At 71.5% G+C, this 22,849-nt stretch carries 21 protein-coding genes; 9 read left to right on the top strand and 12 right to left on the bottom strand.

The genetic code is table 11. The annotated features are described in order from the left end of the window. Positions 1-37: 37 nt before the first annotated feature. The 3 genes from AB0I38_RS29115 to thrS all read right to left on the bottom strand — a co-directional run bounded on the left by AB0I38_RS29115 (position 38) and on the right by thrS (position 4,440). Positions 38-991 carry a TAXI family TRAP transporter solute-binding subunit gene (locus AB0I38_RS29115; protein WP_358483221.1) on the bottom strand — a complete coding sequence of 318 codons (954 nt, stop codon included), beginning with the start codon at positions 989-991 and terminating at the stop codon, positions 38-40. After that, positions 988-3,162 (bottom strand): TRAP transporter permease, encoded by a 2,175-nt coding sequence (locus AB0I38_RS29110; RefSeq protein WP_358483214.1) that lies wholly within the window; start codon positions 3,160-3,162, stop codon positions 988-990. The genes AB0I38_RS29115 and AB0I38_RS29110 overlap by 4 nt, the downstream gene beginning before the upstream one ends. Positions 3,163-3,252: 90 nt before the next feature. Beyond that, positions 3,253-4,440: a threonine--tRNA ligase gene (gene thrS / locus AB0I38_RS29105; RefSeq protein WP_358483198.1), complete on the bottom strand. Its 1,188-nt coding sequence runs from the start codon at positions 4,438-4,440 to the stop codon at positions 3,253-3,255. 223 nt (positions 4,441-4,663) lie between these two features. Here thrS and AB0I38_RS29100 point away from each other — a divergent pair, with 223 nt between their 5' ends. Both AB0I38_RS29100 and dnaE read left to right on the top strand, forming a co-directional pair. Then, entirely contained in the window at positions 4,664-4,813 is a 150-nt protein-coding gene (locus AB0I38_RS29100) for a hypothetical protein (protein ID WP_358483184.1), read from the top strand. Positions 4,814-4,871: 58 nt separating this feature from the next. After that, positions 4,872-8,432, top strand: coding sequence for a DNA polymerase III subunit alpha (dnaE, locus tag AB0I38_RS29095; RefSeq protein ID WP_358483177.1), 3,561 nt, complete (start codon positions 4,872-4,874; stop codon positions 8,430-8,432). 75 nt (positions 8,433-8,507) lie between these two features. On the opposite strand, the gene AB0I38_RS29090 is transcribed toward dnaE, so the two are convergent. After that, positions 8,508-8,975 carry an adenylyltransferase/cytidyltransferase family protein gene (locus tag AB0I38_RS29090; RefSeq protein WP_358483165.1) on the bottom strand — a complete coding sequence of 156 codons (468 nt, stop codon included), beginning with the start codon at positions 8,973-8,975 and terminating at the stop codon, positions 8,508-8,510. A 158-nt stretch (positions 8,976-9,133) separates the two neighbouring features. On the opposite strand from AB0I38_RS29090, the gene AB0I38_RS29085 reads away from it, so the two are divergent. Then, positions 9,134-9,589, top strand: a complete 456-nt coding sequence (locus AB0I38_RS29085; protein ID WP_358483153.1) for an ATP-binding protein — start codon at positions 9,134-9,136, stop codon at positions 9,587-9,589. Here AB0I38_RS29085 and AB0I38_RS29080 read toward each other — a convergent pair. Beyond that, complete coding sequence (locus AB0I38_RS29080) at positions 9,586-10,557, bottom strand: helix-turn-helix transcriptional regulator (RefSeq protein WP_358483144.1); 972 nt, start codon at positions 10,555-10,557, stop codon at positions 9,586-9,588. The two genes, AB0I38_RS29085 and AB0I38_RS29080, sit on opposite strands and share 4 nt — an antisense overlap. A gap of 69 nt (positions 10,558-10,626) precedes the next feature. On the opposite strand from AB0I38_RS29080, the gene AB0I38_RS29075 reads away from it, so the two are divergent. After that, the gene (locus tag AB0I38_RS29075; RefSeq protein WP_358483136.1) at positions 10,627-11,211 is read left to right on the top strand and encodes a hypothetical protein; all 585 of its coding nucleotides are present in this window, start codon (positions 10,627-10,629) and stop codon (positions 11,209-11,211) included. Positions 11,212-11,232: 21 nt separating this feature from the next. On the opposite strand, the gene AB0I38_RS29070 is transcribed toward AB0I38_RS29075, so the two are convergent. After that, complete coding sequence (locus tag AB0I38_RS29070) at positions 11,233-12,078, bottom strand: glycerophosphodiester phosphodiesterase (RefSeq protein WP_358483122.1); 846 nt, start codon at positions 12,076-12,078, stop codon at positions 11,233-11,235. 198 nt (positions 12,079-12,276) lie between these two features. Here AB0I38_RS29070 and AB0I38_RS29065 point away from each other — a divergent pair, with 198 nt between their 5' ends. After that, the gene (locus tag AB0I38_RS29065; protein ID WP_358483109.1) at positions 12,277-13,020 is read left to right on the top strand and encodes a DUF427 domain-containing protein; all 744 of its coding nucleotides are present in this window, start codon (positions 12,277-12,279) and stop codon (positions 13,018-13,020) included. A gap of 15 nt (positions 13,021-13,035) precedes the next feature. On the opposite strand, the gene AB0I38_RS29060 is transcribed toward AB0I38_RS29065, so the two are convergent. Both AB0I38_RS29060 and AB0I38_RS29055 read right to left on the bottom strand, forming a co-directional pair. After that, the gene (locus AB0I38_RS29060) at positions 13,036-13,458 is read right to left on the bottom strand and encodes a type II toxin-antitoxin system VapC family toxin (protein WP_358483099.1); all 423 of its coding nucleotides are present in this window, start codon (positions 13,456-13,458) and stop codon (positions 13,036-13,038) included. Continuing rightward, the gene (locus tag AB0I38_RS29055) at positions 13,458-13,709 is read right to left on the bottom strand and encodes a type II toxin-antitoxin system Phd/YefM family antitoxin (RefSeq protein WP_358483084.1); all 252 of its coding nucleotides are present in this window, start codon (positions 13,707-13,709) and stop codon (positions 13,458-13,460) included. Before AB0I38_RS29055 ends, AB0I38_RS29060 begins: the two co-directional genes overlap by 1 nt. 151 nt (positions 13,710-13,860) lie before the next feature. On the opposite strand from AB0I38_RS29055, the gene AB0I38_RS29050 reads away from it, so the two are divergent. Genes AB0I38_RS29050 through AB0I38_RS29040 form a run of 3 tightly spaced genes read left to right on the top strand, consistent with a single transcriptional unit; the run spans position 13,861 to position 16,069 of the window. Next, the gene (locus tag AB0I38_RS29050; RefSeq protein WP_358483051.1) at positions 13,861-14,256 is read left to right on the top strand and encodes a GntR family transcriptional regulator; all 396 of its coding nucleotides are present in this window, start codon (positions 13,861-13,863) and stop codon (positions 14,254-14,256) included. Next, positions 14,253-15,107, top strand: a complete 855-nt coding sequence (locus AB0I38_RS29045; RefSeq protein WP_358483015.1) for an ABC transporter ATP-binding protein — start codon at positions 14,253-14,255, stop codon at positions 15,105-15,107. Before AB0I38_RS29050 ends, AB0I38_RS29045 begins: the two co-directional genes overlap by 4 nt. Continuing rightward, the gene (locus tag AB0I38_RS29040; RefSeq protein WP_358482999.1) at positions 15,104-16,069 is read left to right on the top strand and encodes an ABC transporter permease; all 966 of its coding nucleotides are present in this window, start codon (positions 15,104-15,106) and stop codon (positions 16,067-16,069) included. Before AB0I38_RS29045 ends, AB0I38_RS29040 begins: the two co-directional genes overlap by 4 nt. On the opposite strand, the gene AB0I38_RS29035 is transcribed toward AB0I38_RS29040, so the two are convergent. The 3 genes from AB0I38_RS29035 to AB0I38_RS29025 are packed head-to-tail and all read right to left on the bottom strand — an operon-like array spanning position 16,066 to position 20,264. Then, on the bottom strand, positions 16,066-17,328 hold the full coding sequence (locus tag AB0I38_RS29035; protein ID WP_358482991.1) for a M20/M25/M40 family metallo-hydrolase: 1,263 nt from the start codon (positions 17,326-17,328) through the stop codon (positions 16,066-16,068). The two genes, AB0I38_RS29040 and AB0I38_RS29035, sit on opposite strands and share 4 nt — an antisense overlap. Then, complete coding sequence (locus AB0I38_RS29030) at positions 17,325-19,160, bottom strand: S9 family peptidase (RefSeq protein ID WP_358482984.1); 1,836 nt, start codon at positions 19,158-19,160, stop codon at positions 17,325-17,327. Before AB0I38_RS29030 ends, AB0I38_RS29035 begins: the two co-directional genes overlap by 4 nt. A 48-nt stretch (positions 19,161-19,208) precedes the next feature. Next, positions 19,209-20,264, bottom strand: a complete 1,056-nt coding sequence (locus AB0I38_RS29025) for a C39 family peptidase (protein WP_358482972.1) — start codon at positions 20,262-20,264, stop codon at positions 19,209-19,211. Between the two features lie 82 nt (positions 20,265-20,346). Between AB0I38_RS29025 and AB0I38_RS29020 the strand changes: the two genes are divergently transcribed. Next, positions 20,347-21,678: an SWIM zinc finger family protein gene (locus AB0I38_RS29020; RefSeq protein WP_358482962.1), complete on the top strand. Its 1,332-nt coding sequence runs from the start codon at positions 20,347-20,349 to the stop codon at positions 21,676-21,678. A 43-nt stretch (positions 21,679-21,721) separates the two neighbouring features. Here the strand turns inward: AB0I38_RS29020 and AB0I38_RS29015 are convergent, their stop codons facing one another. Continuing rightward, positions 21,722-22,828 (bottom strand): DUF5925 domain-containing protein, encoded by a 1,107-nt coding sequence (locus AB0I38_RS29015; protein WP_358482951.1) that lies wholly within the window; start codon positions 22,826-22,828, stop codon positions 21,722-21,724. Positions 22,829-22,849 lie beyond the last annotated feature (21 nt).

Raw genomic sequence — 22,849 nt, 5'->3', positions numbered from 1 at the left:
GACGCCAGCGCGACGGCGAGCGCCAGGAGCAGTCTGGTCAGCCCTTCTCCTTGAAGTAGCGGGCCGCGCCCGGGTGCAGCGCGACCGGCTCGACCTGCTGCCCGAGCGCCGGGTCGAGCTTGGCGGCCTCCGGGTGCACCGCCGTCAGCTCGGCCTTCTTCTCGAACAGCGTCCTGGTGATGTCGTAGGCGAGCTGGTCGCTCATCGAGTCGGGCACCAGCAGCACGTTGGCCACGCCGACGGTCTTGATGGTGCCCGACAGTTTGTACACCGACAGGTCGACGTCGAGCCCGACGTACTGCTTGCCGTACTTGGTCTGCATCCCGGCGAGGGCGTCGGCGGTGTCGAGCATCTTCATGTCGGGCTTGCTCGTGGCCAGGTCGACCACGCCGGCCGTGGGCAGGCCGCCGACCCAGAAGAACGCGTCGATCGTGCCGTCCTTGACCGCCTGCACCGACTCGTTGATGGACAGCTGCTGCTTGGAGATGTCGGTGTCGGGGTTGAGCCCGGCGGCCTCCAGCATGCGCCGGGCCACGACCTGGGTGCCGGAGTTGGGCGGGCCGAGGGAGACCTTCTTGCCCTTGAGGTCGGCCACCTTGGCCGCCTCGACGCCGGGCGCGACGACCACGTGCGCGTAGTTGTCGTAGATCCGGGCGATGGCCTTGACCGGCTGCTTGGCGGTGAAGGAGCCGGTGCCGTTGACGGCGTCGGCGGCCGTGTCGGTCTGTGAGAACCCGATGTCGGCCTTGCCGGTGGCCAGCAGCTTGATGTTCTCGATCGAGGCCGACGTGACGGAGGCCGTGGCCTGGGTGTTGGCGATGTTGGCGGTCAGCTGCTTGGCCAGGCCGCCGCCGTAGACGTAGTAGACGCCGGTCGTGCCACCGGTCGCGATCGACAGCCGGTTGCCCGAGCCGCCCCCCGCTCCACCGCCGCAGCCCGCCGCCCCGGCGGCCAGCACACTCGCGGCGAACACCGCAATGATCCGCTTCACGCTGGGTTTCTCCTTCTTCTGATGAGGTGTACGGCCGCCGCGACGGCCAGCACGCCCAGGCCCGCGACGATGGGAACAGGTTCGAGGAAGAGCAGCAGCACGGCGGCGACGGCCGCGAGCACGCGTTCCGGCCAGCCGCTCAGCCCGCCGGTGGCCATCGCCAGCGCCGCCACGGCCACGGCCGACACCGCGGTCATCAGCAGCACGGTGCCGAACGGTCCCTGCCCGAGCAGCGCCTGACCGTTGGGGGTGAGCACGAACGCGAACGGCACCAGGAAGGCGGGCAGCGTGTAACGCCAGGTCATCATCATCGTCTTGTACGTGTTGCCGCCGGTGATGGCGGCCGCCGCCACCGCCGACAGCGCGGTCGGCGGGCTGACCTCCGACAGCACCGCGTAGTAGAACACGAACATGTACGCCTCGGCGGGCGCGACGCCGAGCGTGGTCAGCGCCGGTCCGATGATGACCGCGGCGATGATGAAGCTCGCGGTCACCGGCACGGCCAGGCCCAGCAGCATGACCGCGATGCCGGACATGACGGTGGTCAGGATGAGGTTGCCCGCGGCGACGTCCACGATGATCGCGCTGAGGTTGAGGCCGAGCCCGGTCTGGGTGATGACGCCGACGATGATGCCCGCCGCCGCGCACACGGCGGTCACCGGCAGCACCTCCAGCGTGCCCTTGGCCAGCGCCTGCCCGACGCGCCGGGGCCCCATGCGGTGGGCCGGGTCGAGGAAGGAGAGCGCGAACGCGATGAAGGTGGCGATCACCACGGACTGGAAGGCCGACTGGTCGAGCGCCATCAGCACGATGATGAGGATGAGCGAGCTGAAGTGGTAGCCGAAGCGCAGCAGCAGTCTGCCCGCCCCGGGGGAGTCGACCCGCACGGCCTGGGTGTTGAAGCGCCGGGAGTCGATCTCGATGGCCAGGAAGATGCCCAGGTAGTAGAGGATCGTGGGGATCGTGGCGTAGATGAGCACCTCGAGGTAGCTCACCCTGAGGTATTCGGCGATGATGAACGCCGCCGCGCCCAGCGTGGGCGGCGACAGGATGGCGCCGATGCCGCCGGCGGCCAGGATGCCGCCCGCGGCCTCCTTGGGATAGCCGGCCCGCCTCAGCACCGGCCAGGCCACGCTGCCCAGGCTGACCGTGGTGGCGACGCCCGAGCCGGAGACGGTGCCGAGCAGGAAGCCGGCCGTGGTGACCGTGCGGCCGGGCGCGGCGCGGGACTTGCGGAAGGCGGCGAAGCTCAGGTCGATGAAGAACTTGCTGGCGCCCGAATAGTCGAGGACGGCGCCGTAGATGGTGAAAAGAATGATGTAACTGGCGGCCACCTGGAGGGGCACTCCGAAGAATCCCTCGGTGCCCGTGTAAAGCTGCGAGACGATCTGGGAGAGGTCGAACCCTCGATGGCCGATCGTCCAATTAATCGGCAAATACGCCCCGAAATACGCATAAACCAGGAAAATGCCGCAAATGATGGCGAAGGCCGCGCCGACCGTGCGTCGTACCGCCTCAAGCAGCAGCGCGGTCAGCAGCAGCCCGGCGAACACGTCGAGGCCGGTCAGCGCAGACCCCGAGCCCCGGTCGCGGAACGCGTCGATGGCGAGCAGCGGGTAGAGGAGCACCGCGAGCGAGGCCGCGGCCAGCAGCCAGTCGGCGACCGTCGGCCGGTCACCCCGCCGCCCGCCCTGCGCGGGCGGCACGACCTCCGCGTCACCCGGCGCCGGCCGGACCACCTCGGTGTCGCCCGGCGCCGGCCGCTCGCCGACGGCGAGCGCCGCGTCTCCGCCGCCCAAGGGCGAGTCGGCCGCCGGCGCCGCGTCTCCGCCATCGGCCGGCGAGTCGATCGTGAGCGCCGCGTCAGGGCCGGGATCGCCGGCCGGCGGACCCGACTCGTCCTCGGTACGGCGCACCCCGGGCAGCCGGTGAAACAGGGACGACAACCCCGAGCGGTAGCAGACGAACACGAGCGGCAGCGCCACCGCCAGGAACGTCATCCGGTGCTCCAGCGCCTCCACGGGCCGGAACACCACGATCAGCGAGTAGGCCGACAGCAGCCCGCCCACGATCCACACCCCGAGCCGGAGCACTCCGGTCAACTGCCGGGCGGGGCGTTCCTGCTCATGGGCCGAAACCAGTTCTGCGGCGCGATCGCTGAGCTCCGTCAAAGAAATCCTCCCCGACACGGCGTAGGGGGGACTTTACGAGCCGCTTACCGGAATAGGGAAGGGGTTGTTGCCATCCTTTGACTTCCCGGGTCAGAAAACCGGTCGCGACCTGCGGGCCAATTCCTCGACGGCCACCTCGCCCGCCTGCTCGCCGCCACGCAGCCGCACCGAGAACGCGCCGCTCACCGCCTCGCGCGGCCCGACCACCAACTGGTACGGCACCAGCCGGTGCGCCCTGATCCGGGCGCCCAGGCTGCCCCGGCCGGGCGCGGCCAGCTCGGCCCGCAGCCCGGCGGCGACGCATCGCCGCAGCACCTCGCGGCCGGCCGGCAGCTCGGCGTCGGAGAGGGGCAGCACGACCGCCTGCACCGGCGCCAGCCACGCGGGGAACGCGCCGCCGTGCACCTCGATCAGATGGGCCACCAGCCGCTCCAGGCCGCCCACCACGCTGCGGTGCACCATCACCGGCCGCCGCCCGCCGGCGTAGCCGAGATCGAAGCGCTCCGGCTGGTAGAGATCGACCTGGACGGTCGACAGGGTCGACTCGCGCCCCGCCGGGTCGGTGATCTGGACGTCGATCTTCGGGCCGTAGAAGGCGCCCTCGCCGCGTTCCTCGTCGTACACACGCCCGCGCTCGCGCAGCACGTCGCGCAGGATCGCCTCCGACCGCGCCCACATGGCCGGATCGTCGACGAACTTCGCGCCGTCGCCGCGCAGCGAGAGCCGGTAGCGGGCCGCCCCGATGCCGAGCTGAGCGTGCGCGGCCTCGATCAGGTCGAGCGCGGCCGACGCCTCGGCGGCGGCGTCCTCCGGCGCGCAGAACACGTGCCCGTCGTTGAGCTGGATCGCCCGCACCCGGGTCAGCCCGCCCAGCACGCCCGACAGCTCCGAGCGGTACATGCCGCCCAGCTCGGCGACACGAAACGGCAGGTCCCGATGGCTGCGCGGGCGCGAACGGTAGATCAGCGCGTGGTGCGGGCACAGGCTGGGCCGCAGCACGAACTCCTCGCCGCCCACCCGCATGGGCGGGAACATGTCCTCGGCGTAGTGCGCCCAGTGCCCGGATCGCTCGTACAGCTCCCGCTTGCCCAGCACGGGGGAGTTGACGTGCTGGTAGCCGTTGCGGCGTTCGAGCTCGTGGACGTAGTCCTCGACGGCCTTGCGGATGGCCGCGCCGGCCGGCAGCCAGTAGGGCAGCCCGGAGCCGACCAGCGGGTCGGTGTCGAAAATGGCGAGCTCGCGGCCGAGCCTGCGGTGGTCGTTCAGCTGCTCGTTCATCGGAAACCCTTCGGTGAAGGGCGAACGACCAGCTGTCCCGGGCGTTCGCCCGGGAAGCATGGAGTCAGCGCGCCGGGAACGGGTCCGGCGTCGTCGTGACGAAAGCGCGCTGCATGGATCTCACGGTAGCAGTTTGGCCGTCGCGCGCCGCCAGGCCGCTTCCGTGTAGGGGTTGGCGACCGCCTCCACGTCGCCGTCGGCGGAGTCGGCGTAGGACCCACAGATGCGGGCCACCCTTCCGCCGGCCGCGATTGTCGGCGATGCGACGGCAGCCGTGATCGAGGCGCGCGAGTATCTCATCGGCTCGCTGGCGATGGTGGACATCGAGGAGATGGCCGGACTGGTGCGGGTGGCGGCACGCCGCGGCGATTGACTCCAGACTCCCCGTGGCCGCCGTTAAGGTGAGCCCTTCAGAGACGAGGGAGACGCCCGTGCCCAACCCGAGTTTTGTGCATCTGCACGTCCACACCGAGTACAGCACGCTCGATGGCGCGGCCAAGATGAAGCCGCTGTTCGCGGAGGCCGCCCGGCTGGGGATGCCGGCGATCGCGATGTCGGATCACGGCAACATGTTCGGGGCGTACGAATTCTTTCAGACGTCCAAGGCCAGCGGCGTCAAGCCGATCATCGGCATCGAGGCGTACGTGGCTCCGGAATCCCGGCATCACAAGAAGCCGGTGTTCTGGTCACCGGGCGGCAAGAACACCGCCAGGGATGACGACAGTGGCGGCAAGGACGTGTCCGGAGGCGGCCGCTACACCCACATGACCATGTGGGCCGAGGACGCGGACGGGCTGCGCAACCTGTTCAGGTTGTCCTCCCTGGCCTACTACGAGGGCTTCATCTCCAAGTGGCCGCGCATGGACCGTGAGTTGATCGCCGAGCACGGGAAGGGGATCATCGCCACAACCGGCTGCCCGTCCGGGGAGGTGCAGACCAGGATCCGCCTCGGACAGTATGACGAGGCGGTCAAGGCCGCCGGCGCCTACCAGGACATCCTTGGCAAGGATCACTACTTCGTGGAGTTGATGGATCACGGCATCGATATCGAGCGGCAGGTGCGCGAGGACCTGCTGCGCTTGGCCAAGCAACTCGACATGCCGCTGCTGGCCACCAACGACTCCCACTACGTGACCGAGGACCAGGCCGACGCCCACGACAGCCTGCTGTGCATCGGGACCAACAACCAGAAAGACGACCCGACGAGGTGGCGGTTCAGCGGGTCGGGCTATTACGTCAAAACCGCCGACGAGATGCGGAACCTGTTCGCTGACCTGCCGCAGGCCTGCGACAACACGCTGCTCGTCGCCGAGATGGTCGGCGACTACGGCGACGTGTTCGCCTACGTCGACCGGATGCCGCAGTACCCCGATGTCCCCGAGGGTGAGACACAGGAGTCGTGGCTGCGCAAGGAGGTGGAGCGTGGCCTGGAGATGCGGTATGGCACACCGATTCCGGCCGAGGTGTGGGAACGGTACGAGACCGAGATGAAGGTCATCGGCCCGATGGGGTTCTCCTCCTACTTCCTCGTGGTCGCCGACATCTGCAAGTACGCCCGTGATAACGGCATAGCGGTTGGGCCCGGCCGAGGCAGCGCCACCGGCTCGATCGTCGCCTACGCCACGCGCATCACGGAGCTGTGCCCGCTGGAGCACGGTCTGCTGTTCGAGCGGTTCCTCAACCCCGAGCGGATCTCTCCCCCGGACATCGACCTGGACTTCGACGACCGTCACCGCGACCGGATGGTCAACTACGTCACCGACAAGTACGGCAGCGAGGCGACCGCACAGGTCAACACGTTCGGCACGATCAAGGCCAAGGCCGCCGTCAAGGACTCCTCCCGCATCCTCGGCTACCCGTTCGCCGTCGGCGACAAGATCACCAAGGCGATGCCGCCGGACGTCATGGGCAAGGGCGTCCCCCTCGCCGACCTGTTCAACGAGGACCACGCGCGCTACAACGAGGGCGCCGAGATCCGCGGTCTGTACGAGACCGACCCGGACGTGAAGAAGGTGATCGACACCGGGCGCGGTGTCGAAGGCCTCATCCGTGGCACCGGCGTGCACGCGGCCGCGGTCATCTTGTCATCGGCGCCGCTGCTGGACCTGATCCCGATGCACAAGCGGGCCAAGGACGGCGTCATCATCACCGGCTTCGACTACCCGTCCTGCGAAGCCATGGGTCTGATCAAGATGGACTTCCTGGGGCTGCGGAACCTGGGCATCATCGACCACGCCATCAAGATCATCGAGCAGAATCGTGGGATCACGCTCGACACCGCGACGATCCCGCTTGACGACGCGACCACTTACCAGCTCCTGGCGCGTGGTGACACCCTGGGCGTGTTCCAGCTCGACGGCGGCCCCATGCGGCAGCTCCTGAAGCTGATGGAGCCGACCCGGTTCGAGGACATCGCCGCCGTGCTCGCCCTGTACCGGCCGGGCCCGATGGCGGCCAACGCGCACACCAACTACGCACATCGCAAGAACGGCCGCCAGGACATCGAGCCCATCCACCCTGAGCTGAAGGACGCCCTGGAGCCGATCCTGGGCATGACCTTCCACCTGCTCGTCTACCAGGAGCAGATCATGGCGGTGGCCCGGGAACTGGCCGGCTACACGCTGGGTGGCGCCGACATGCTGCGCCGCGCCATGGGAAAGAAGAAGAAAGAGGTCCTGGACGCCGAGTGGGACAAGTTCTCCTCTGGCATGGGCGCCAACAACTACAGCGACGAGTCGATCCAGGCGCTGTGGGACGTCATGCTGCCGTTCTCCGGATACGCGTTCAACAAGTCCCACACCGCCGGATACGGCCTGGTCGCCTACTGGACCGCGTACCTGAAGGCCAACTACCCCGCCGAGTACATGGCTGCCCTGCTCACCTCAGTGGGAGACGACAAGGACAAGGCAGCCGTCTACCTCGCCGAGTGCCGCAAGATGGGCATCCAGGTGCTCGCCCCGGACGTGAATGACTCTCAGCTCGACTTTGTCGCCGTCGGCGACGACAAGGTCCGCTTCGGCCTCGGTGCTGTCCGCAATGTCGGTGAGAACGTCGTCGAGGGCATCGTCCAGGGCCGCAGGAAGGGCCGATACGACGACGTCAACGACTTCCTCGACAAGGTGCCGCTCCAGGTGTGCAACAAGCGCGTCATCGAGTCGCTCATCAAGGCCGGCGCGTTCGACTCGCTGGCCCACCCGCGCAGGGGACTGGTCATGGTGCACGAGCAGGCGGTCGACGCGGTCATCGACATCAAGAAGAATGAGGCCCACGGCCAGGATTCCCTGTTCGGCGGCTTCGACGAGGAGGAGGGCGGCGACGCCTTCTCGGTGAATGTGCCCGACATGGAGTGGGACAAGAAGACGAAGCTCGACTTCGAGCGGGAGATGCTCGGCCTGTACGTGTCCGACCACCCGCTGGCCGGCACGGAGCGGTTGCTGGCTCGCAACCGGGACACGACGATCGCTGAGCTCCTCGAAAGCGGTCGCGACGACCGCGGTGAGGTGCGGGTGTGCGGCCTGATCACCAAGGCCGAGAAGCGGGTCAACAAGGCCGGGAACGTGTGGGCGATCGCCACGGTAGAGGACATGGACGCCGCCGTCGAATGCCTGTTCTTCCCCCGCAGTTATGAGCTGTACGCGCCGGAGCTGCGCGGAGACGTGGTCGTCTCGGTCGGCGGGCGCGTCAACAACCGCGATGGGGCCATCAGCATCTTCGCTGAAGAGCTGACGCCGATCGACGTCTCCAGCGTCTCCAGCGGATCGGGGGCGCCGATCACGATCTCCCTACGGGAGGAGCGGGTCACCCCGGCGCTGATCGAGGAACTGAGGGCCATCCTCACCACGCATCGCGGCAAGGTGCCCGTCCATGTGCACCTGCGCCGTCTCACGGGCAAAACGGTGGTGCTGGCCCTGCCGGAGTATCCCGTGGACGCTACGCCCTCATTCGCCGGGGACGTCAAAGCATTGATCGGCTCGGAGTCGATCTCCCTGTGAAGTCGGTGGCCGGCCGGCTCGCCGCGGTAAGTGGCGGCGGGCGACGATGCATGATGTTCCGCGGGTGCGCGGACCTCAGCCCTTGCCGGCCGCGTTGACGATGCGGGTGGTCGAGCGGCCGGGGATGGCCTCCATCTCCCAGCACTCGGCGCCCAGCAGTGCCGCCGCGGCGCACCGGCCGCCCGCGTGCGGGTCGCCCGCGGTGTGCGCGAGCGCGCCCGGCTCCATCGGGGCGAGCAGGTCGATGTAGTCCTCGGGGCCGTGCGCCTCGGGCGGGCCGGTGACGATGAACACGCCGCTCACGAAGCGGAGCGCGGCCAGCACCTCGGCGCGCTCGCCGGCGGGGTTGAGCGGGCGGCTCGGCCCTTTCCAGGCCCGCACCCTCGGGTCGTCCTCCACACCGATGACCAGCGGGAGACCGCGGGCGGCCACCGCGCCCAGGTAGCGCACGTGACCCACGTGCAAGATGTCGAAAACCCCGGTGACGACCGCTGCCCCCGGCTGGGTGTACGGCTGCACCCAGACGGCCTCCAGGCTGCTCACGCGGGCACCCTCCTCGTCGATACGTCGATCGCAGACTACTCGGTTCGCCGGTACGGTCGGACAGGCGACCATTGGAAAGGGCATTCCTACCTTTTCGCAATAATCTCCGCCACCCCGTCAGCGCGTCTCATAACGTCGCCGGAATCGGGGAGGTCGCCGTGGCACCGCCGGACTTTCAGCGTGTCGGACAGGCAGCGGAGCCCGGTTCCCGCGACCTCCTGGTCCGGTTTCCCGGTGTCCCCTCGCAGGTGTCCAGGGCCAGGGAACTGGTGACGGGCGTGCTCGGCCGCGACCACCCGCTCTACGACGACTGCGTGCTGCTGCTGAGCGAGGTGGCCACCAACGCGATCCTGCACACCCGGTCGGGGGAGGACGGCTTCTTCCAGGTGTCGGTGCACGTCTCGGGCTCCCTGGTGCGGGTCTGGGTGCGGGACGGGGGCTCGGACGGGCCGCCGTGCGCGTGCCGTACCGGACTGCGGTCGACCGGCGGGCGCGGGCTGCCGCTGATCGAGGCGCTCAGCCACCGCTGGGGTCTCAGCCGGGAGAACGGCGCCACGACCGTCTGGTTCGAGCTCCTCCCGGCCCCCGCCGTGTGGAGTGCCGAGGCGGTTTAGAGGTCGAGCCGGCACAGGCCCTCGGCCAGGGCCTTGGTGGTGAGCCTGGTGCGGCTGTCGCAGCCCAGCTTGGCGAAGATGTGCTCCAGGTGAGTCGTCACCGTGCGGACGCTCAGCACCAGCGCGGCGGCGATCTGCGGGTTGGAGTCGCCCGCCGCGACCCTGGTCAGCACGTCCACCTCCCTGCCGGTCAGGTCGTAGGGGAGCGAGCAGGGCCGCTCGGCCACCACCGCGCCCTGCAGCGAGCCCTGGAAGCCGACACCGGCCCGCAGCAGGCGCAGCTCGTGCCAGCGGCCGTCGCGGGCGGGCCACAGACCGTGGCGGTTCAGCTCACGCGAGTCGATGAACGCCCGGGCCAGCGCCGCCAGCGCCGGCTCCTCGCGCAGCACCGGCGACGCCTCGAACCCCGGCACGTCCCGGCGGGTGCCCCGCCGGTCGAAGGCCACCGCGCGGAACCCGCCCGGCAACCCCACCGGATCGATCACGCACCGGGTCAGGTCGGTGACGTGGGCCAGCATCGGGGACACCGCCGACACCAGCGCTCCGGTCAGCTCCGGGAAGGACTCCCGGGCCGCCAGGTGCAGCAGCCCCGTGTAGCGGCCCTCGGCCAGGAACAGGGGCGCCGTCAGCCCCGCCCGCCAGCCGTAGGGGGCGAGATGGCGGCGGAAGTAGCGCTGGGTGCCCGGCTCGGGCATGCCCACCGGAGCGCGCGTGGACATCGCCCGGCGGTAGGCGTCGAGCCCGGCGTACTCCTCGGCCGCGTCGCCGTCGATGCGGCGGTGGCCGTCGGAGACCACGCTGTGGTGCCGGCCGGTGGCCGGGTCGAACGCGACGAACTCGTAGGCGTCGACCTCCACCACCCGGCGCAGCGCCGCCATCGCGCCGTGCGCGCCGCCGCCGCCCGCGACCTGGTAGCCGACCTCGGCGAACGCCTGGAGCTGGCGAACGGTCAAGGTGATCTCGGCCACGGTTCTTTATATCCCACTCCGTCCCGCCCGCACCGGAGCGGCGGGCGGGATCCCGTAATCTTGGTCGGCATGACGGCCGACCTGGTGGCGAGAAAGGTGACCGACCTGCTGGCCCCGCAGGTGCTGGTCATGGCCATGCCGCCCCTCGTGGGGCTGCTGGCCCAGGGCTGGGCCGGAGCGGCGTGGGGGCTGGTGGCCTCCGCCCTGTGCGGCGGGGTGCCCGCCGCGGTGATCGCCGCCGGTGTGCGCTCGGGGCGGCTCGACTCCCACCACATCGTCGACCGGGCCCGCCGCACCGGGCCGCTGCTGGCCGCGGTGGCGGCCGTTCTCGCCGCGCTGGTGCTGCTGGTCGCGCTCGGCGCGCCGACGCTGCTGGTCGCCACGGTGACCGCGATGCTCGTCGCCCTGGCCGTGACCGTGCCGATCACGACGCGCTGGAAGATCTCCTTCCACGCCGCCGTCTGCTCCGGCACGGTGGTCGTGCTGGCCCACGTCCTGCCCGTCGCGCCGACCGCGACCGCCGGGGCCGCCGTGGTGGCACTGGTGTGCTGGGCCCGCGTACGGCTCACGCACCACACCTGGGCCCAGGTGGTGGCCGGCGCGGCGGTGGGCACCCTGGCCACCTGGGCGACCCTGGCGGCCTTCGGCCTTTGACCATCCCGATGAGAGGGCCGGTCAGGCGGCCCGGCGAGCCGCGTCGTCCGCGATGACCGAGCGCGTCACCGCGGGCCGGTTGGTGATGACGCCGTCGACGCCGTCGGAGATCACCCGCCGGATGTCACCGGGGTCGTCCACGGCCCAGGCGAAGACCCGCATGCCGTGCCGGTGGACCAGCCGTACGTACTCGGGCGTGACGTCCTGGTAGGGCGGGTTGACCTGGCCGGCGAAGCCCCTCAGCGCGGGGAGGTCGGCGGCGGACGGAGTGCCGAGGAGGCCGATGGCGGTGCCCGGCATGAGCCGCGCGAACCTCCGCATCGAACCCCAGTCGAACGACTGCACGACCAGCCGCCCGGCGGCCGGCCACGCGGGGGCGCGCCGCAGCTCGCCGGCCACCCGCGCCTCGATGCCCGGGTAGAGGCGGGGCTCCTTGATCTCCAGCAGCAGCCCGAGCCCGCCCGCGCTCATCGCGCGCAGCGCCTCTCGCAGCGTGGGCACCCGTGCGCCCCGGCCGGCCCGGCCGAACCAGGAGCCCGCGTCGAGCCGGCGGATCTCCGCGAGCGTGAAGTCGGCGACCCGCCACGGAGCCCTGCGGGGGAACACGCTCTCGGCGTCGGTGGTGCGGGTCAGCGTCGTGTCGTGCATCAGCACCAGCGCGTGGTCCCTGGTCTCCCGCACGTCGACCTCGACCATGTCGGCGCCGGACCGGTTCGCCAGCGCCAGGGCGGACAGCGTGTTCTCCGGCGCGTCCGCCGAGGCCCCGCGATGGGCGACGACGACGGGTCTCGACGTGGCGGACGCGGGGACGGCCACCACCAGCGTCGCCAGCAGGGGCGTGAGGACGAGGCCGAGTCGTCGGAACATGGATCTCCTCGGGTTCGGTGGCGGGACGTTGATCCGAACCTGACAATCCTGCATGACGACCAGTGGGTTCTCGGGTGAATCCGGGATGCCGGGTGCGCGAGCGTTCGAGGGCTGGGCCGGCCTTGGGCCCCGAATCGCCGCGTATACCCCCATACCGTGTCGTGGAATAGGGAGGCGGGTGGGCCGGTTGCCGAAAGTATGGATACCGCGAGCCGTGGCCGGGTGCGGGTCGAGCCCTCGGCCAAGCGTGTCAGGGTCTATCTGGGCGGACGGGTGGTGGCCGACACCAGTCGTGCGTTGCTGGTGTGGGAGGTTCCGTACTATCCCACCTACTACTTCCCGCAGGCCGACGTCGAGACGTCGATGCTGAAGCCCTCAGGGGCCGTCGAGCACTCGCCGAGCAGGGGCGACGGCGTGGTCTACACGGTGACGTCCGGGGGAGTGGAGGCGCCCGAGGCCGCCCTGGTCCACCCCGACTCGCCGCTGGAGGAGATCCGCGGTCACGTCCGCTTCCGGTGGGACGCGATGGACGCCTGGTTCGAGGAGGACGAGGAGGTCTACGTCCACGCCCGCGACCCGTACACCCGGGTGGACATCCTGCCCAGCTCGCGGCAGGTGCGCGTCGAGGTCGACGGGGTGACGGTGGCCGACTCGCGCAGCCCGCGCATCCTGTTCGAGACGGGCCTGCCGGCCCGCTACTACCTGCCCAAGCCGGACGTACGCTTCGACCTGCTCGAACCCACCGACACCGTCACCCACTGCCCGTACAAGGGCACGGCCGAATACTGGTCGGTCGGCGGGCACCCGGACCTCGCCTGGTCCTACCGCACGCCGCTGCCCGAGAGCGAGAAGATCGCCGGCCTGGTGTCCTTCTACAACGAGAAAGTCGACATCTACCTCGACGGCGTCCTGCAGGACCGTCCGAGGACGAAGTTCGCCTGATCGAGGTTCGGCTGATCAGGCGAGCACGTCGAACGGGTTGACCACCGACACCCCCGTGCCGGTGAAGTCCTTGACGTTCCGGCTGACCAGGGTCCAGCCGTGGACCCGGGCCGTCGCGGCGATCAGGCCGTCCGTCGTGGGGAGCGGTCGGATGGCGTTCAGCCGCCCCCACTCTTCGCAGACCTCCGAGGTGACGGGGATGACGCGGTCGCCGAACTGCCGTTGGAGGCTGTGCAGCCAACGTTCCAGGATCGCCGCCTGGCCGGGGTCGCGACGTCTGCGAAGCTCGACTCCGCAGCGAATCTCGCCGACCGTCAGGCTGCTGAGATAGAGCGCGGGGCCGTGAGCAGAGGCGATCCAGTCCTTGACCTCGGAGCTCCCGTGCCGCTTGCGTGCTTCGGAGACCACGTTCGTGTCGAGCAGGTAGCCGGCGCCCATCAGTCGAAATCGACCTCTCGGGGAAGGTCCTGGCCGCGTGGGAACTCGATGTCGTCGTCCCAGTCGGGACCGGAGAGGAGGAACTGCCTGAAATCGGGAGCGTCGCCTCTGAGGTGGCGATATTCGGCGATGTCAATGACGACGGCCACCTCTTCGCCGTGACGGGTGACCACCTGAGGTCCCTCGCTGACCGCGCGTCGCACGACCTCGCTGAAGCGCTGTTTCGCCTCCTGAACCTGCCAGCCGCTCATGGGTGCACTCCTGTCTAGTCTGTCTAGACCTAGCATATCGCAGAAGCGGGGACTGGGCGGCTGCTCGGCGCCGGCCCCGCTGCCCGGCTTGACAAAGGTGCGACCCGTCAAACACCCTTTCACTATTGCATTAGTGAAAGGGTGTTTTTGCGTGATCGAGTTCCACTTGGACCGAGGGGCGGGCGTGGCGACGTACCTGCAGCTCGTGCACCAGGTCAAACAGGCGCTCCGGCTCGGCGGGCTGCGGCCGGGCGACCAGTTGCCCACGGCGCGGGAGGTCGTCGCCAGCCTGGCGATCAACCCCAACACCGTGCTCAAGGCGTACCGTGAACTGGAGCGCGAGGGGCTGGTCGAGGGCAGGCCGGGGCAGGGCACGTTCGTGCGGCGGACCATCGGCGGTGGCGCGCCGCTCGCCGAGCACCAGCGGCTGCGGCGCGGCCTGGAGCAGTGGGTGGGACAGGCACGGGAGGCCGGGCTCGACCAGGAGGACGTGCGGGCGCTGTTCGCCGCGGTGACGGCCGGCGCGTTCACGGAGGGCGTCGCGTGACCCCGGTGCTGGAGACGACCGGGCTCGGCGTCCGCCACCGGCGCGCGTGGGCGCTGCGCGACTGCTCGCTGGCGCTCCCACGAGGCCGGGTCGCCGCGCTGGTCGGCCCGAACGGCGCGGGCAAGACCACCCTCATGCACGCGGTCGTCGGGCTGCTCAGACCCACGACCGGGTCGGTGACGGCGCGCGGCCGGGTGGCGTTCATGGCGCAGGACAAGCCGCTGTACGACGGGTTCACCGTCGCCGACATGCTCGCGTTCGGCCGCCGCACGAATCCCGGCTGGGACGGCGAGGCCGCCGCGAGCAGGCTGGACGCCCTCGGCATCCCGCCCGGCCGCAAGGTGGGGCGCCTGTCCGGCGGCCAGCAGGCACAGGTCGCGCTCACGCTGGCGCTGGCCCGGCGCCCCGGCCTGCTCGTCCTGGACGAGCCGCTCGCCAACCTCGACCCGCTCGCCCGGCACGACGTCATGCGGGCGATCATGGCGGAGGTGGCGGAGCGCGAGCTGACCGTGCTGCTCTCCTCCCACGTGGTCTCCGACCTGGTGGACACCTGCGACTGGCTGGTGGTGCTCAACGGCGGGCGGGTCCAGGTCAGCGGCGACATCGAGGACCTGCTGGCCGGGCACCTGGTGCTGAACGGGCCGGTCGAGCTGGCGGACGGCGTGGCGGCCGGGACGCGCGTCGTCGCGGCCGGCCGTGCCGGGCGGCGGGCCACGCTGCTCGTGCGGGGCGGGCCGGTGGCCGGCCCCCGCTGGACCACGCGCCATCCCGGGCTGGAGGAGCTGGTCATGGCCTATCTGCGCAGCCCCGAGTCGGCGGCGCTGCCCCGGCCGGTGGGGGTGGGCGGATGATCTGGCTGACCTGGCGCCAGCACCGGCCCCAGATCCTCCTCACCGCCGCCTTCCTGGCCGCGCTGGGGCTGCTGCTGCTCGGCTCCGCCGTCGAGGCGAGGCTCTACCTGGCCGATCACGCGCCGCCCGGCTGCCCCGGGGCCGCGACCGCCTGCGGCGACTTCGCGGCGGGGCTGGCGGAGCGGTACGACGCCGTCTACTCGATCTTCGGCTGGATGCCGCTCGTGCTGCCCGCGCTGGTCGGCGCCTTCTGGGGGGCGCCGCTGCTCGGGCGGGAGTACGAGCGGGGCACGCACCGGCTGGCCTGGACCCAGTCGGTGCCGCCGTGGCGCTGGCTGGCGGTCAAACTGGCCGTGCTCGGCGGCGCGGTCGTGGCCGGCGGGCTGGTCCTGTCGCTGATGGTCAGCCTGTGGCGGCCGGTGTTCCGCGACGGGATCGACTCCGCCTTCGGCAACATCGGCGTGTTCAACATGGTCGGCGTGGCACCGGCGGCGTGGTGGCTCTACGCGTTCGCGCTGGGCACGCTGGCCGGGGCGGTGTTCCGGCGCACGCTGCCCGCGATGGCCCTGGTGGTGGCCGGGGTGGCGGCGACCATGTTCACTCTGTTCGCGCTCAGCGACCGCTACGCGGAGCCCGTGCGAGCCGAGCTGGCGGGCTCCGTCGTGCTCGACGACCCCGACGCCCGGCTCGTCCGCACGGCCTGGGTGAAGCCGTCGGGCGGGGAGGTCGCCGGCCCGGCCTCCATGGTCTGCCCGCGCCGGGTCGACACCGGGCGGAGCGGCCGCAACACCGACGCGTGGCACGCGTGCCTGTTCGGTGAGGGATACCGGTTCGCCGTCTACTACCACCCGCCGGCCAGGTTCTGGCGCTTCCAGTGGACGGAGGCCGCGATCCTGGTCACGGCCTCCGTCGCGTTCGGCGGCCTGGCCGCCCGCCGGGTCCTGCGCCGCGCCGGTGGCTAGGTCAGCAGCCGGGTGAGGACGCGGGTGCCGAACTCCAGGCCCTCCACCGGCACCCGCTCGTCCTTGCCGTGGAACATGCCGAAGTAGTCGAGGTCCGGCCGGAGCATCAGCGGCGCGAAGCCGTAGCCCTGGATGCCGATCCGGGCGAACGACTTGGCGTCGGTGCCGCCGCTCATCACGTACGGCACCGGCCGCGCCATCGGATCCTCCGCGACGAGCGAGCCCGCCAGCTCGTCGAAGAACGACGACGGGTAAGGAGCGGCGGGCGCCTCCTCCAGGTTGACGAACTCACGGGTGATCTTGGGGCCGAGCAGCTCGTCGATCGTGGCCAGGAACTCCTCCTGCAGGCCCGGCAGGTAGCGGCCGTCGACGTGCGCCTCGGCCGTGGCCGGCACCACGTTCACCTTGTAGCCGGCGTTCAGCATGGTCGGGTTGGCGGAGTTGCGGATCTGGCCCCTGAACAGGCCGCCCAGCGGGCCGAGCCGGGCCGCCTCCTCGTCCAGCCGGTCGAGGTCGACGGGCGTGCCGGTGATCTCCGACAGGCTCCGCAGGAGCGCCGCGACCGAGGGGGTGAGCCGTACCGGCCACTGGTGGGAGGCCAGCCGCGACAGGGCGTGCGCGAGCGTCGCGACCGGGTTGTCCACGGGCGGACGGGAGCCGTGCCCCGCCACGCCGTGCGCGGTCAGCTTCATCCAGGCGGTGCCGCGCTCGCCGACCGCGATCGGGTAGACGCGGTGGTCGCCGGAGACCACGCTGAACCCGCCCGACTCGCTGATCGCCTCCGTGACGCCGTCGAACAGCTCCCGGTGCTCGTTCACCGCGTGCCGGGAGCCGTAGTCGCCGGTCGCTTCCTCGTCCGCGAGGAACGCCAGCACCAGGTCGCGCTTGGGGCGCACGCCGCGCGCCGTCAGGTCGAGCACGGTGGCGAGCGTCATCGCGCACGAGCCCTTCATGTCGACCGCGCCCCTGCCGTGGACGCAGCCGTCGGCGATCTCCCCGGAGAACGGGTGCGTGCGCCACTCCGATGGGTCGGCGGGCACCACGTCGAGGTGGCCGTGAATGAGCAGCGCGTCGGGGGAGTCGCCGTCGATCCTGGCCACCACGGTCGTGCGGCGCGGCGCCGACTCGAACACCACCGGCTCCAGGCCCGCGTCGGCCAGCAGCGTGGCCACGTACTCGGCCGCCGGGCGCTCCCCCGAGCCCGGATTCGTGGTGTCGTATCTGATCAGATCCGAGCAGATCTCGGCAACGCTCTTCACGCGCGTCCCTTCAGTTTGAGCGGCGGCACCTCGGGCGTCTCGACGTCGAGGACCTGCCCGTAGAAGGCCAGCTCGGCCTCCAGCGCCGCGACGATGGTCTCCTCCTTGCGCCAGCCGTGCTGCTCGCCCGGGAAGGTGAGCAGCGCCCACTGCCTGCCGTGGCGGTCCAGCTCGGCGACGAACCGTTCGGCCTGGCCGACGTCGACGATCGCGTCGTCCAGGCCGTGCAGCATGAGGCAGGGGCCCGACGCCCGGGCCGCGTTCAGCAGCGGCGAGCGGTCGGTGTAGCGCTGCCTGGTCTCGGGGAGCGGGCCGATCAGGCCGTCCAGGTAGCGTGACTCGAAGTCGTGCGTCTCGGCCGCCCAGCTCTCCGGGTCGGTGATCGCGTAGTGTGCGACGCCGCCGGCGAAGACGTCGCTGTGCACCAGCGCCGCGACCGTGGTCCAGCCGCCGGCGCTGCCGCCGCGCACCGCGATCCGGGCGGCGTCGGCGCGGCCGGTCTCGACCAGCCCGCGTGCCACCCGGGCGCAGTCCTGTACGTCGACCACGCCCCACTGGTGGCGCAGCCGCTCGCGGTAGGCCCTGCCGTAGCCGGTCGAGCCGCCGTAGTTGACCACGGCCACGCCGAGGCCCCTGCTGGTGAAGTAGGCGATCTCCAGGTCGAGCACGACCGGGCTGCTGCCGGTCGGGCCGCCGTGCACGAAGATCACGTACGGGGCGGGGCCCTGGACGCCCACCGGCGGGTAGAGGTGCGCGTGCACGCCCTCGACGGTCACCGCCTCCGGAGTGGGCAGCAGCTCCCGGCCGGGCAGCGGCTTCGGCGGCGACACCGTCTCGCGCGTCCCGTCGCCGAGGTCGACCAGCGCCACCTCCAGCGGTGTGTACGGCGTCGCGAACACCGCCGCCGCCAGGCCGTTCGCGGCCGACACGGTCGAGGCCCAGTAGGTCGCGTCGCCGCCGATCTCGCGCAGCTCACCGGTGCCGGGGTCGAGGACGCCCAGGCGGCGGTGGCCGGCGGTGCCGTACACGACGACCAGCCGATCGCCGGCCACCGCGAACGTGCCGGCGCCCGGCTTCCACGGCGCGTGGCCGAACTCCAGCTCCACCGGCGTCAGGTTGCGCCGGTCCGAGCCGTCGCGGCGGACGAGGTGCACGTTCCACCAGCCGGTGGGGTCGGTGACCGCGTAGAGGCTGTCGTCGTCGCGCCACTCGGCCTGCGTGACCGACTCCTCCGGGCCGCCCGCCACCACCTCGTACGGCCCGGCGACGCCGTCCTCGCCGAGCGGGGCGACGCACAGCAGGGTGCCGTCCCACGGCATGGCGGGGTGGTCCCAGCCGATCCAGGCGACCTGGCGGCCACCGGGGGAGAGGCGGGGGTTCATCAGGAAGTGCTGGGCCTTGACGATCACCCGGACCGGCCCGCCGCCGAGCGGCACCGCCACCAGGTCGCGCACGTCGTCGGTCTCCCGCACCGCCCAGACCTCGTCACGCCCCGGCGGCAGGTAGAGGTCGCCGTAGCGGGAGGCGCCCTCGGGCGTCAGCGCCACCGGCTCCCCGCCGCCGTCGAGGCGGTAGAGGCGCTGGTCGGCCCAGTTCGTGAAGACCAGTCCGCCGCCGGGCAGCGGGCGCCACGACCGACCGCCGTACTCGACCAGGCGGTTGCGCGCGTTCCAACCGGACGGCAGCGCGTCGGCGCGTGAGCCGTCGGGCAGCCGCCGCACCACGCAGCGCCTGCCGCCCTCGTGCGGGCGCGGCTCGTCCCACCACACCTCCACCCCGGCGGGCGTGGCCACGGCCTCCACCCACTGGGGGCCGCCATCGGTGCGTGCCACATCAATCGGACTAATAGTCATAAGTCACCCAATGCCATCAGTTGTTGGTTACCAATTGCCGTCAGAAGGGGGCAGGGGGACCTCGGGCGGGTGCAGGACGTAGACGATGCCGCCGCTGCCGGTGCCCCGCAGCCACACGTTCTCGAACGCCGCCCGCGGATAGACCCTGCGCACCTGGCCGTCGTCCGGCGCCGCCGGATCGTTGACCACCACGTCGCCCTCGGCGGTGAACCCGGCGACGACCATGATGGCCCCGGCCGTCGAATAGCCGGCCCCGGGCAGCTCGTGCGCCCTGAACGACAACGAGGCGATCACCGGGATCCCCGCCCGGACGAACGCCTCCAGCTCCCTCGCCGAGCGGAGCCTGGTCACGAACCCGGTCAGCCCGTAGCGGCCGGCGTAGGCGACGTTGAACGGCCAGTTGCCGGTGCCCTGGTAGCTGGAGTCGTAGGCGTGCCTGGCGGCGTGGTCCACCACCGGATGCGGATCGCCCGCCCCCACCCAGGCCAGCTCGTCGTCGCCGGGGCCGCGCCCCCAGAAGCCGAGGACCATCGCCACCGAGGCGGGGCCGCACCAGTTGGCGCCTCCGCCGTCCCACTCCGGGTGGTGCCCGGCGTGCTCGTGCTGCGAGTGCCGGGGCACCGCCAGGTCGACGGCGGCGGTCGCAGCGGAGGGGCCGGGAACGGCGGGGTGCTGCGGGACCGCGGAGGCCATCACGCCGAGCGTCCCCACCCGCGCGCCCGCCCCGCACGCGGTGACCCGCACCTGGTAGGCCGTCACCGGCCGGCGCGCCACGAACGTGTCCACCGCCACGTCGCCGTCGTCGTCACCCTGGCCCGCCACGGACGTGCGCGGGTCGCCGTGCTCGGACCAGCGACCCATCACGTACCACTTGGTGAGCGCGCCGCCCGTGGTCCTGGCCCGCAGCTCCACCTCGATCCAGCCGCCGGGCGGGGTGCGCGCCGTCCACGAGGGGACGAGCTGGGTGGCCTCGAAGCCGATCGGCTGTTCGTCGCTCGTCCACGCGGTCGCGGGCCCGGTGAGGGACGGGGCGAAGCGGCGGAAGGCGACGCGGGCCAGGTCGACGGTGAGCACCAGGCACATTGTGGTTTGACCTGTGGTGTCGCACATCGGAAGGTTTACGTAACAGCCGGATCTGTCAGTGGTGATCATTAGTGTTCCGGCCATGACTCAAGCGGTGCAGGCGTACTCCTACGCCGGGCCCTCCACACTCGCCGATGGCCGGCTCGGCCTGTCCACCTCCGGTGGCACGGCGCTGTCCGGAGCCCGGGCCCATCCCCGATTCTTCAGCGGGCTGCTCACCCAGGCCGCCCCGGCCGCCGCCGGCCTGCTGGCCGTGGCCGACGTGGCGCTCGCCCGCTACCACCAGCCCCGCCCCGGCTGGACCCGCGACCCGGTGGTGACGTGCGACGGCGACCGGCTCAGGTTCGAGTCGTTCTCCGCCTGCGGCGGCGTCTACGCCCGGCTCGACGTGACGGCGATCGACGGCGAGGTGCTCGACCGCGGCACCACCAACGTCGACGTCAACGGGCCGCTGCGCGAGTCGCTGGCCCGGGTCGGCGGTCGTGACCCGCTGCACCTGGGCGTCGGTCCCGACGAGCTGACCGTCACCACGCTCGACGGCGCGGTGGTGGAGAAGAAGGTGCCGCTGCCCGTCCGCTGGCTGCGCGGCTTCGCCGAGGTCCAGGTGATCGCGGCGGGCTTCGACCTGCGGGCCGAGCTGAAGGGGCCGCGGGCGGTGCGCTTCCTGCGGTCGCTGCCGCGCAAGGCCGGGGCGACCGTCTGGGCCGTGCCGTCCGGCGGCGACCTGCGGCTCGCCGCCGATCCCGGCCCCGGCGCGGTCGGCCTGTCCGGCGCCGGCCGTCTCGCCACGCTGTCGCCGCTGCTCAGGTTCGCCAAGGCGCTGCGGGTCTACGCGCCGGCCGCCGGCGAGGGCTTCCAGGCGAGCGCGTGGGAGCTGGAGCTGCCCGGCATGCGCTACACCCTGGCCGTCTCACCGCAGCCGTGGCGCGGATTCTCCGGCGAGGGCGCGGTCCTCGACCATCTGTCCACCGACGAGGCGGCTGGTGACGCCGACGTGGTCGGCATGCTGCTCAACTTCGAGCCGGCCGTCGAGCTCGGGCTGCTCGCCGACCGCTCCGGGCTGCCGGTCGGCCGCGTACGCGCCGCGCTCACCCAGCTCGGCACCGCCGGCCGGGTCGGCTACGACCTGCACGAGGCGTCCCACTTCCACCGGGAGCTGCCCTACGACAGGGAGCAGGTGGCCCAGCTCAACCCGCGGCTCACCGCCGCCCGCGCGCTGGCCGAGTCGGGGGCGGTCCGGCTCGACGGCGACCGCGCCGAGGTGACCACCTCCGGCGGCGTGCGCAGGGTGCGGATCGCCGAGGGGGAGTGCACGTGCGCGTGGTGGTTCGACCATCGCGGGTCGCGCGGGCCGTGCAAGCACGTGCTGGCCGCCAGGATCGCCGCCCGCGCCCGGACGCACGCGCTCACGTGAGCGTCCCGGCCGGGCCGCGGGATGTCCCGGCGAAGGGGCGCCGCTACAGGTAGAGGCCCGTCGACTCGTCGCCGGTGGCGGCCGGGGCGCGGCCCGAACGGGCCGCGTACAGCTCGGCCAGCGTGGCGCCCGACGGGCCGACACCCGTGGAGGTGCCGAGCCAGCGGACGGCCTCCTCGCGGGCCAGCGGGCCGATCTCGATCTGCGCCAGGCAGCGGCCGGGCCGCACCACGGCCGGGTGCAGGCGGGTCAGGTCCTCGTTGGTGGTGATCGCCACCAGCACGTCGCGGCCCTGGCCGAGCAGCCCGTCGGTGAGGTTGAGCAGCCGCGACAGGCCCTGGCCCGTCTGCGCCTTGGCCGCCGCGCTGATGAGCTCGTCGCAGTCCTCCAGCACGAGCAGCCGCCAGCGCTGTTTGTCCTCGTCGGTGTCGTAGCCGACCGCGACCTCCATCAGGTAGCCGGGGTCGTTGAAGAGGCGCTCGGGGTCGAGCACGCAGTCGACCTGGCACCAGTCCTGCCACTGCTTGGCCAGCGAGCGCAGCAGCGTGGTCTTGCCGGTGCCGGGCGGGCCGTGCAGGAGGATGAGGCGGCCGTTGACGTCGGCGGGGGTGACGCCCATCAGGAGGTCGAGCGACTTGCGGGCCCCGGCCGAGTAGTTGCCTTCGATCTCCGCCCACGGCTGGGCGGTGATGGGCTTCTCGGAGCGGGTGCCGCCGTGGGAGGTGCGCCACCAGAAGCCCATCTCCACGTGGTCGGTGTCGGGCTCCGGCTCCTCCGCGCCGTCGATGCTCTCCTTCAGCACCGAACGGGCCAGCTCGTCGCTGACGGCGGTCACGCTGACCGTCGCCGTGCGGTTGCGGTGGCGGACGACCCGCAGGGTCCAGCCCTCACCGCAGATCAGGCGGGATTCGGGGCCGTCCTGCACCTGCGCCGTGCGCACCACGCGGCCCTGCGCCGGGCTGAGCGCGGCGTCGGTGCGTACGCGCTCCAGGCTGACCAGGCGGGACCAGGGCTGCACCCCGGTCGCGAACGGCGACAGCGCCATGGCGTCGATGATGTCGATGGCCGAATCGGCGTCGTCGATCCAGATGTTCATCGGGAGCTCGGGAGTCTCCGGACTGGGGAACGGCACCTCCTTAATCACAGACATGCCCCCAATGATCGGGTCAGA

Source organism: Nonomuraea cavernae (genome assembly GCF_040655715.1).
Taxonomy (GTDB): domain Bacteria; phylum Actinomycetota; class Actinomycetes; order Streptosporangiales; family Streptosporangiaceae; genus Nonomuraea; species Nonomuraea cavernae_A.
The sequence above is the reverse complement of the archived record's forward strand: the minus strand, read 5'-3'. Positions and strand labels throughout refer to the sequence as shown.

Excerpts from the sequence above, each read along its gene's own strand:
- thrS (WP_358483198.1), bottom strand. The coding sequence starts at position 4,440 with ATGAACGAGCAGCTGAACGACCACCGCAGGCTCGGCCGCGAGCTCGCC.
- AB0I38_RS29100 (WP_358483184.1), top strand. The coding sequence starts at position 4,664 with ATGCGGGCCACCCTTCCGCCGGCCGCGATTGTCGGCGATGCGACGGCA.
- AB0I38_RS29075 (WP_358483136.1), top strand. The coding sequence starts at position 10,627 with ATGACGGCCGACCTGGTGGCGAGAAAGGTGACCGACCTGCTGGCCCCG.
- AB0I38_RS29070 (WP_358483122.1), bottom strand. The coding sequence starts at position 12,078 with ATGTTCCGACGACTCGGCCTCGTCCTCACGCCCCTGCTGGCGACGCTG.
- AB0I38_RS29065 (WP_358483109.1), top strand. The coding sequence starts at position 12,277 with ATGGATACCGCGAGCCGTGGCCGGGTGCGGGTCGAGCCCTCGGCCAAG.
- AB0I38_RS29060 (WP_358483099.1), bottom strand. The coding sequence starts at position 13,458 with ATGGGCGCCGGCTACCTGCTCGACACGAACGTGGTCTCCGAAGCACGC.
- AB0I38_RS29055 (WP_358483084.1), bottom strand. The coding sequence starts at position 13,709 with ATGAGCGGCTGGCAGGTTCAGGAGGCGAAACAGCGCTTCAGCGAGGTC.
- AB0I38_RS29040 (WP_358482999.1), top strand. The coding sequence starts at position 15,104 with ATGATCTGGCTGACCTGGCGCCAGCACCGGCCCCAGATCCTCCTCACC.
- AB0I38_RS29025 (WP_358482972.1), bottom strand. The coding sequence starts at position 20,264 with ATGTGCCTGGTGCTCACCGTCGACCTGGCCCGCGTCGCCTTCCGCCGC.
- AB0I38_RS29020 (WP_358482962.1), top strand. The coding sequence starts at position 20,347 with ATGACTCAAGCGGTGCAGGCGTACTCCTACGCCGGGCCCTCCACACTC.
- AB0I38_RS29015 (WP_358482951.1), bottom strand. The coding sequence starts at position 22,828 with ATGTCTGTGATTAAGGAGGTGCCGTTCCCCAGTCCGGAGACTCCCGAG.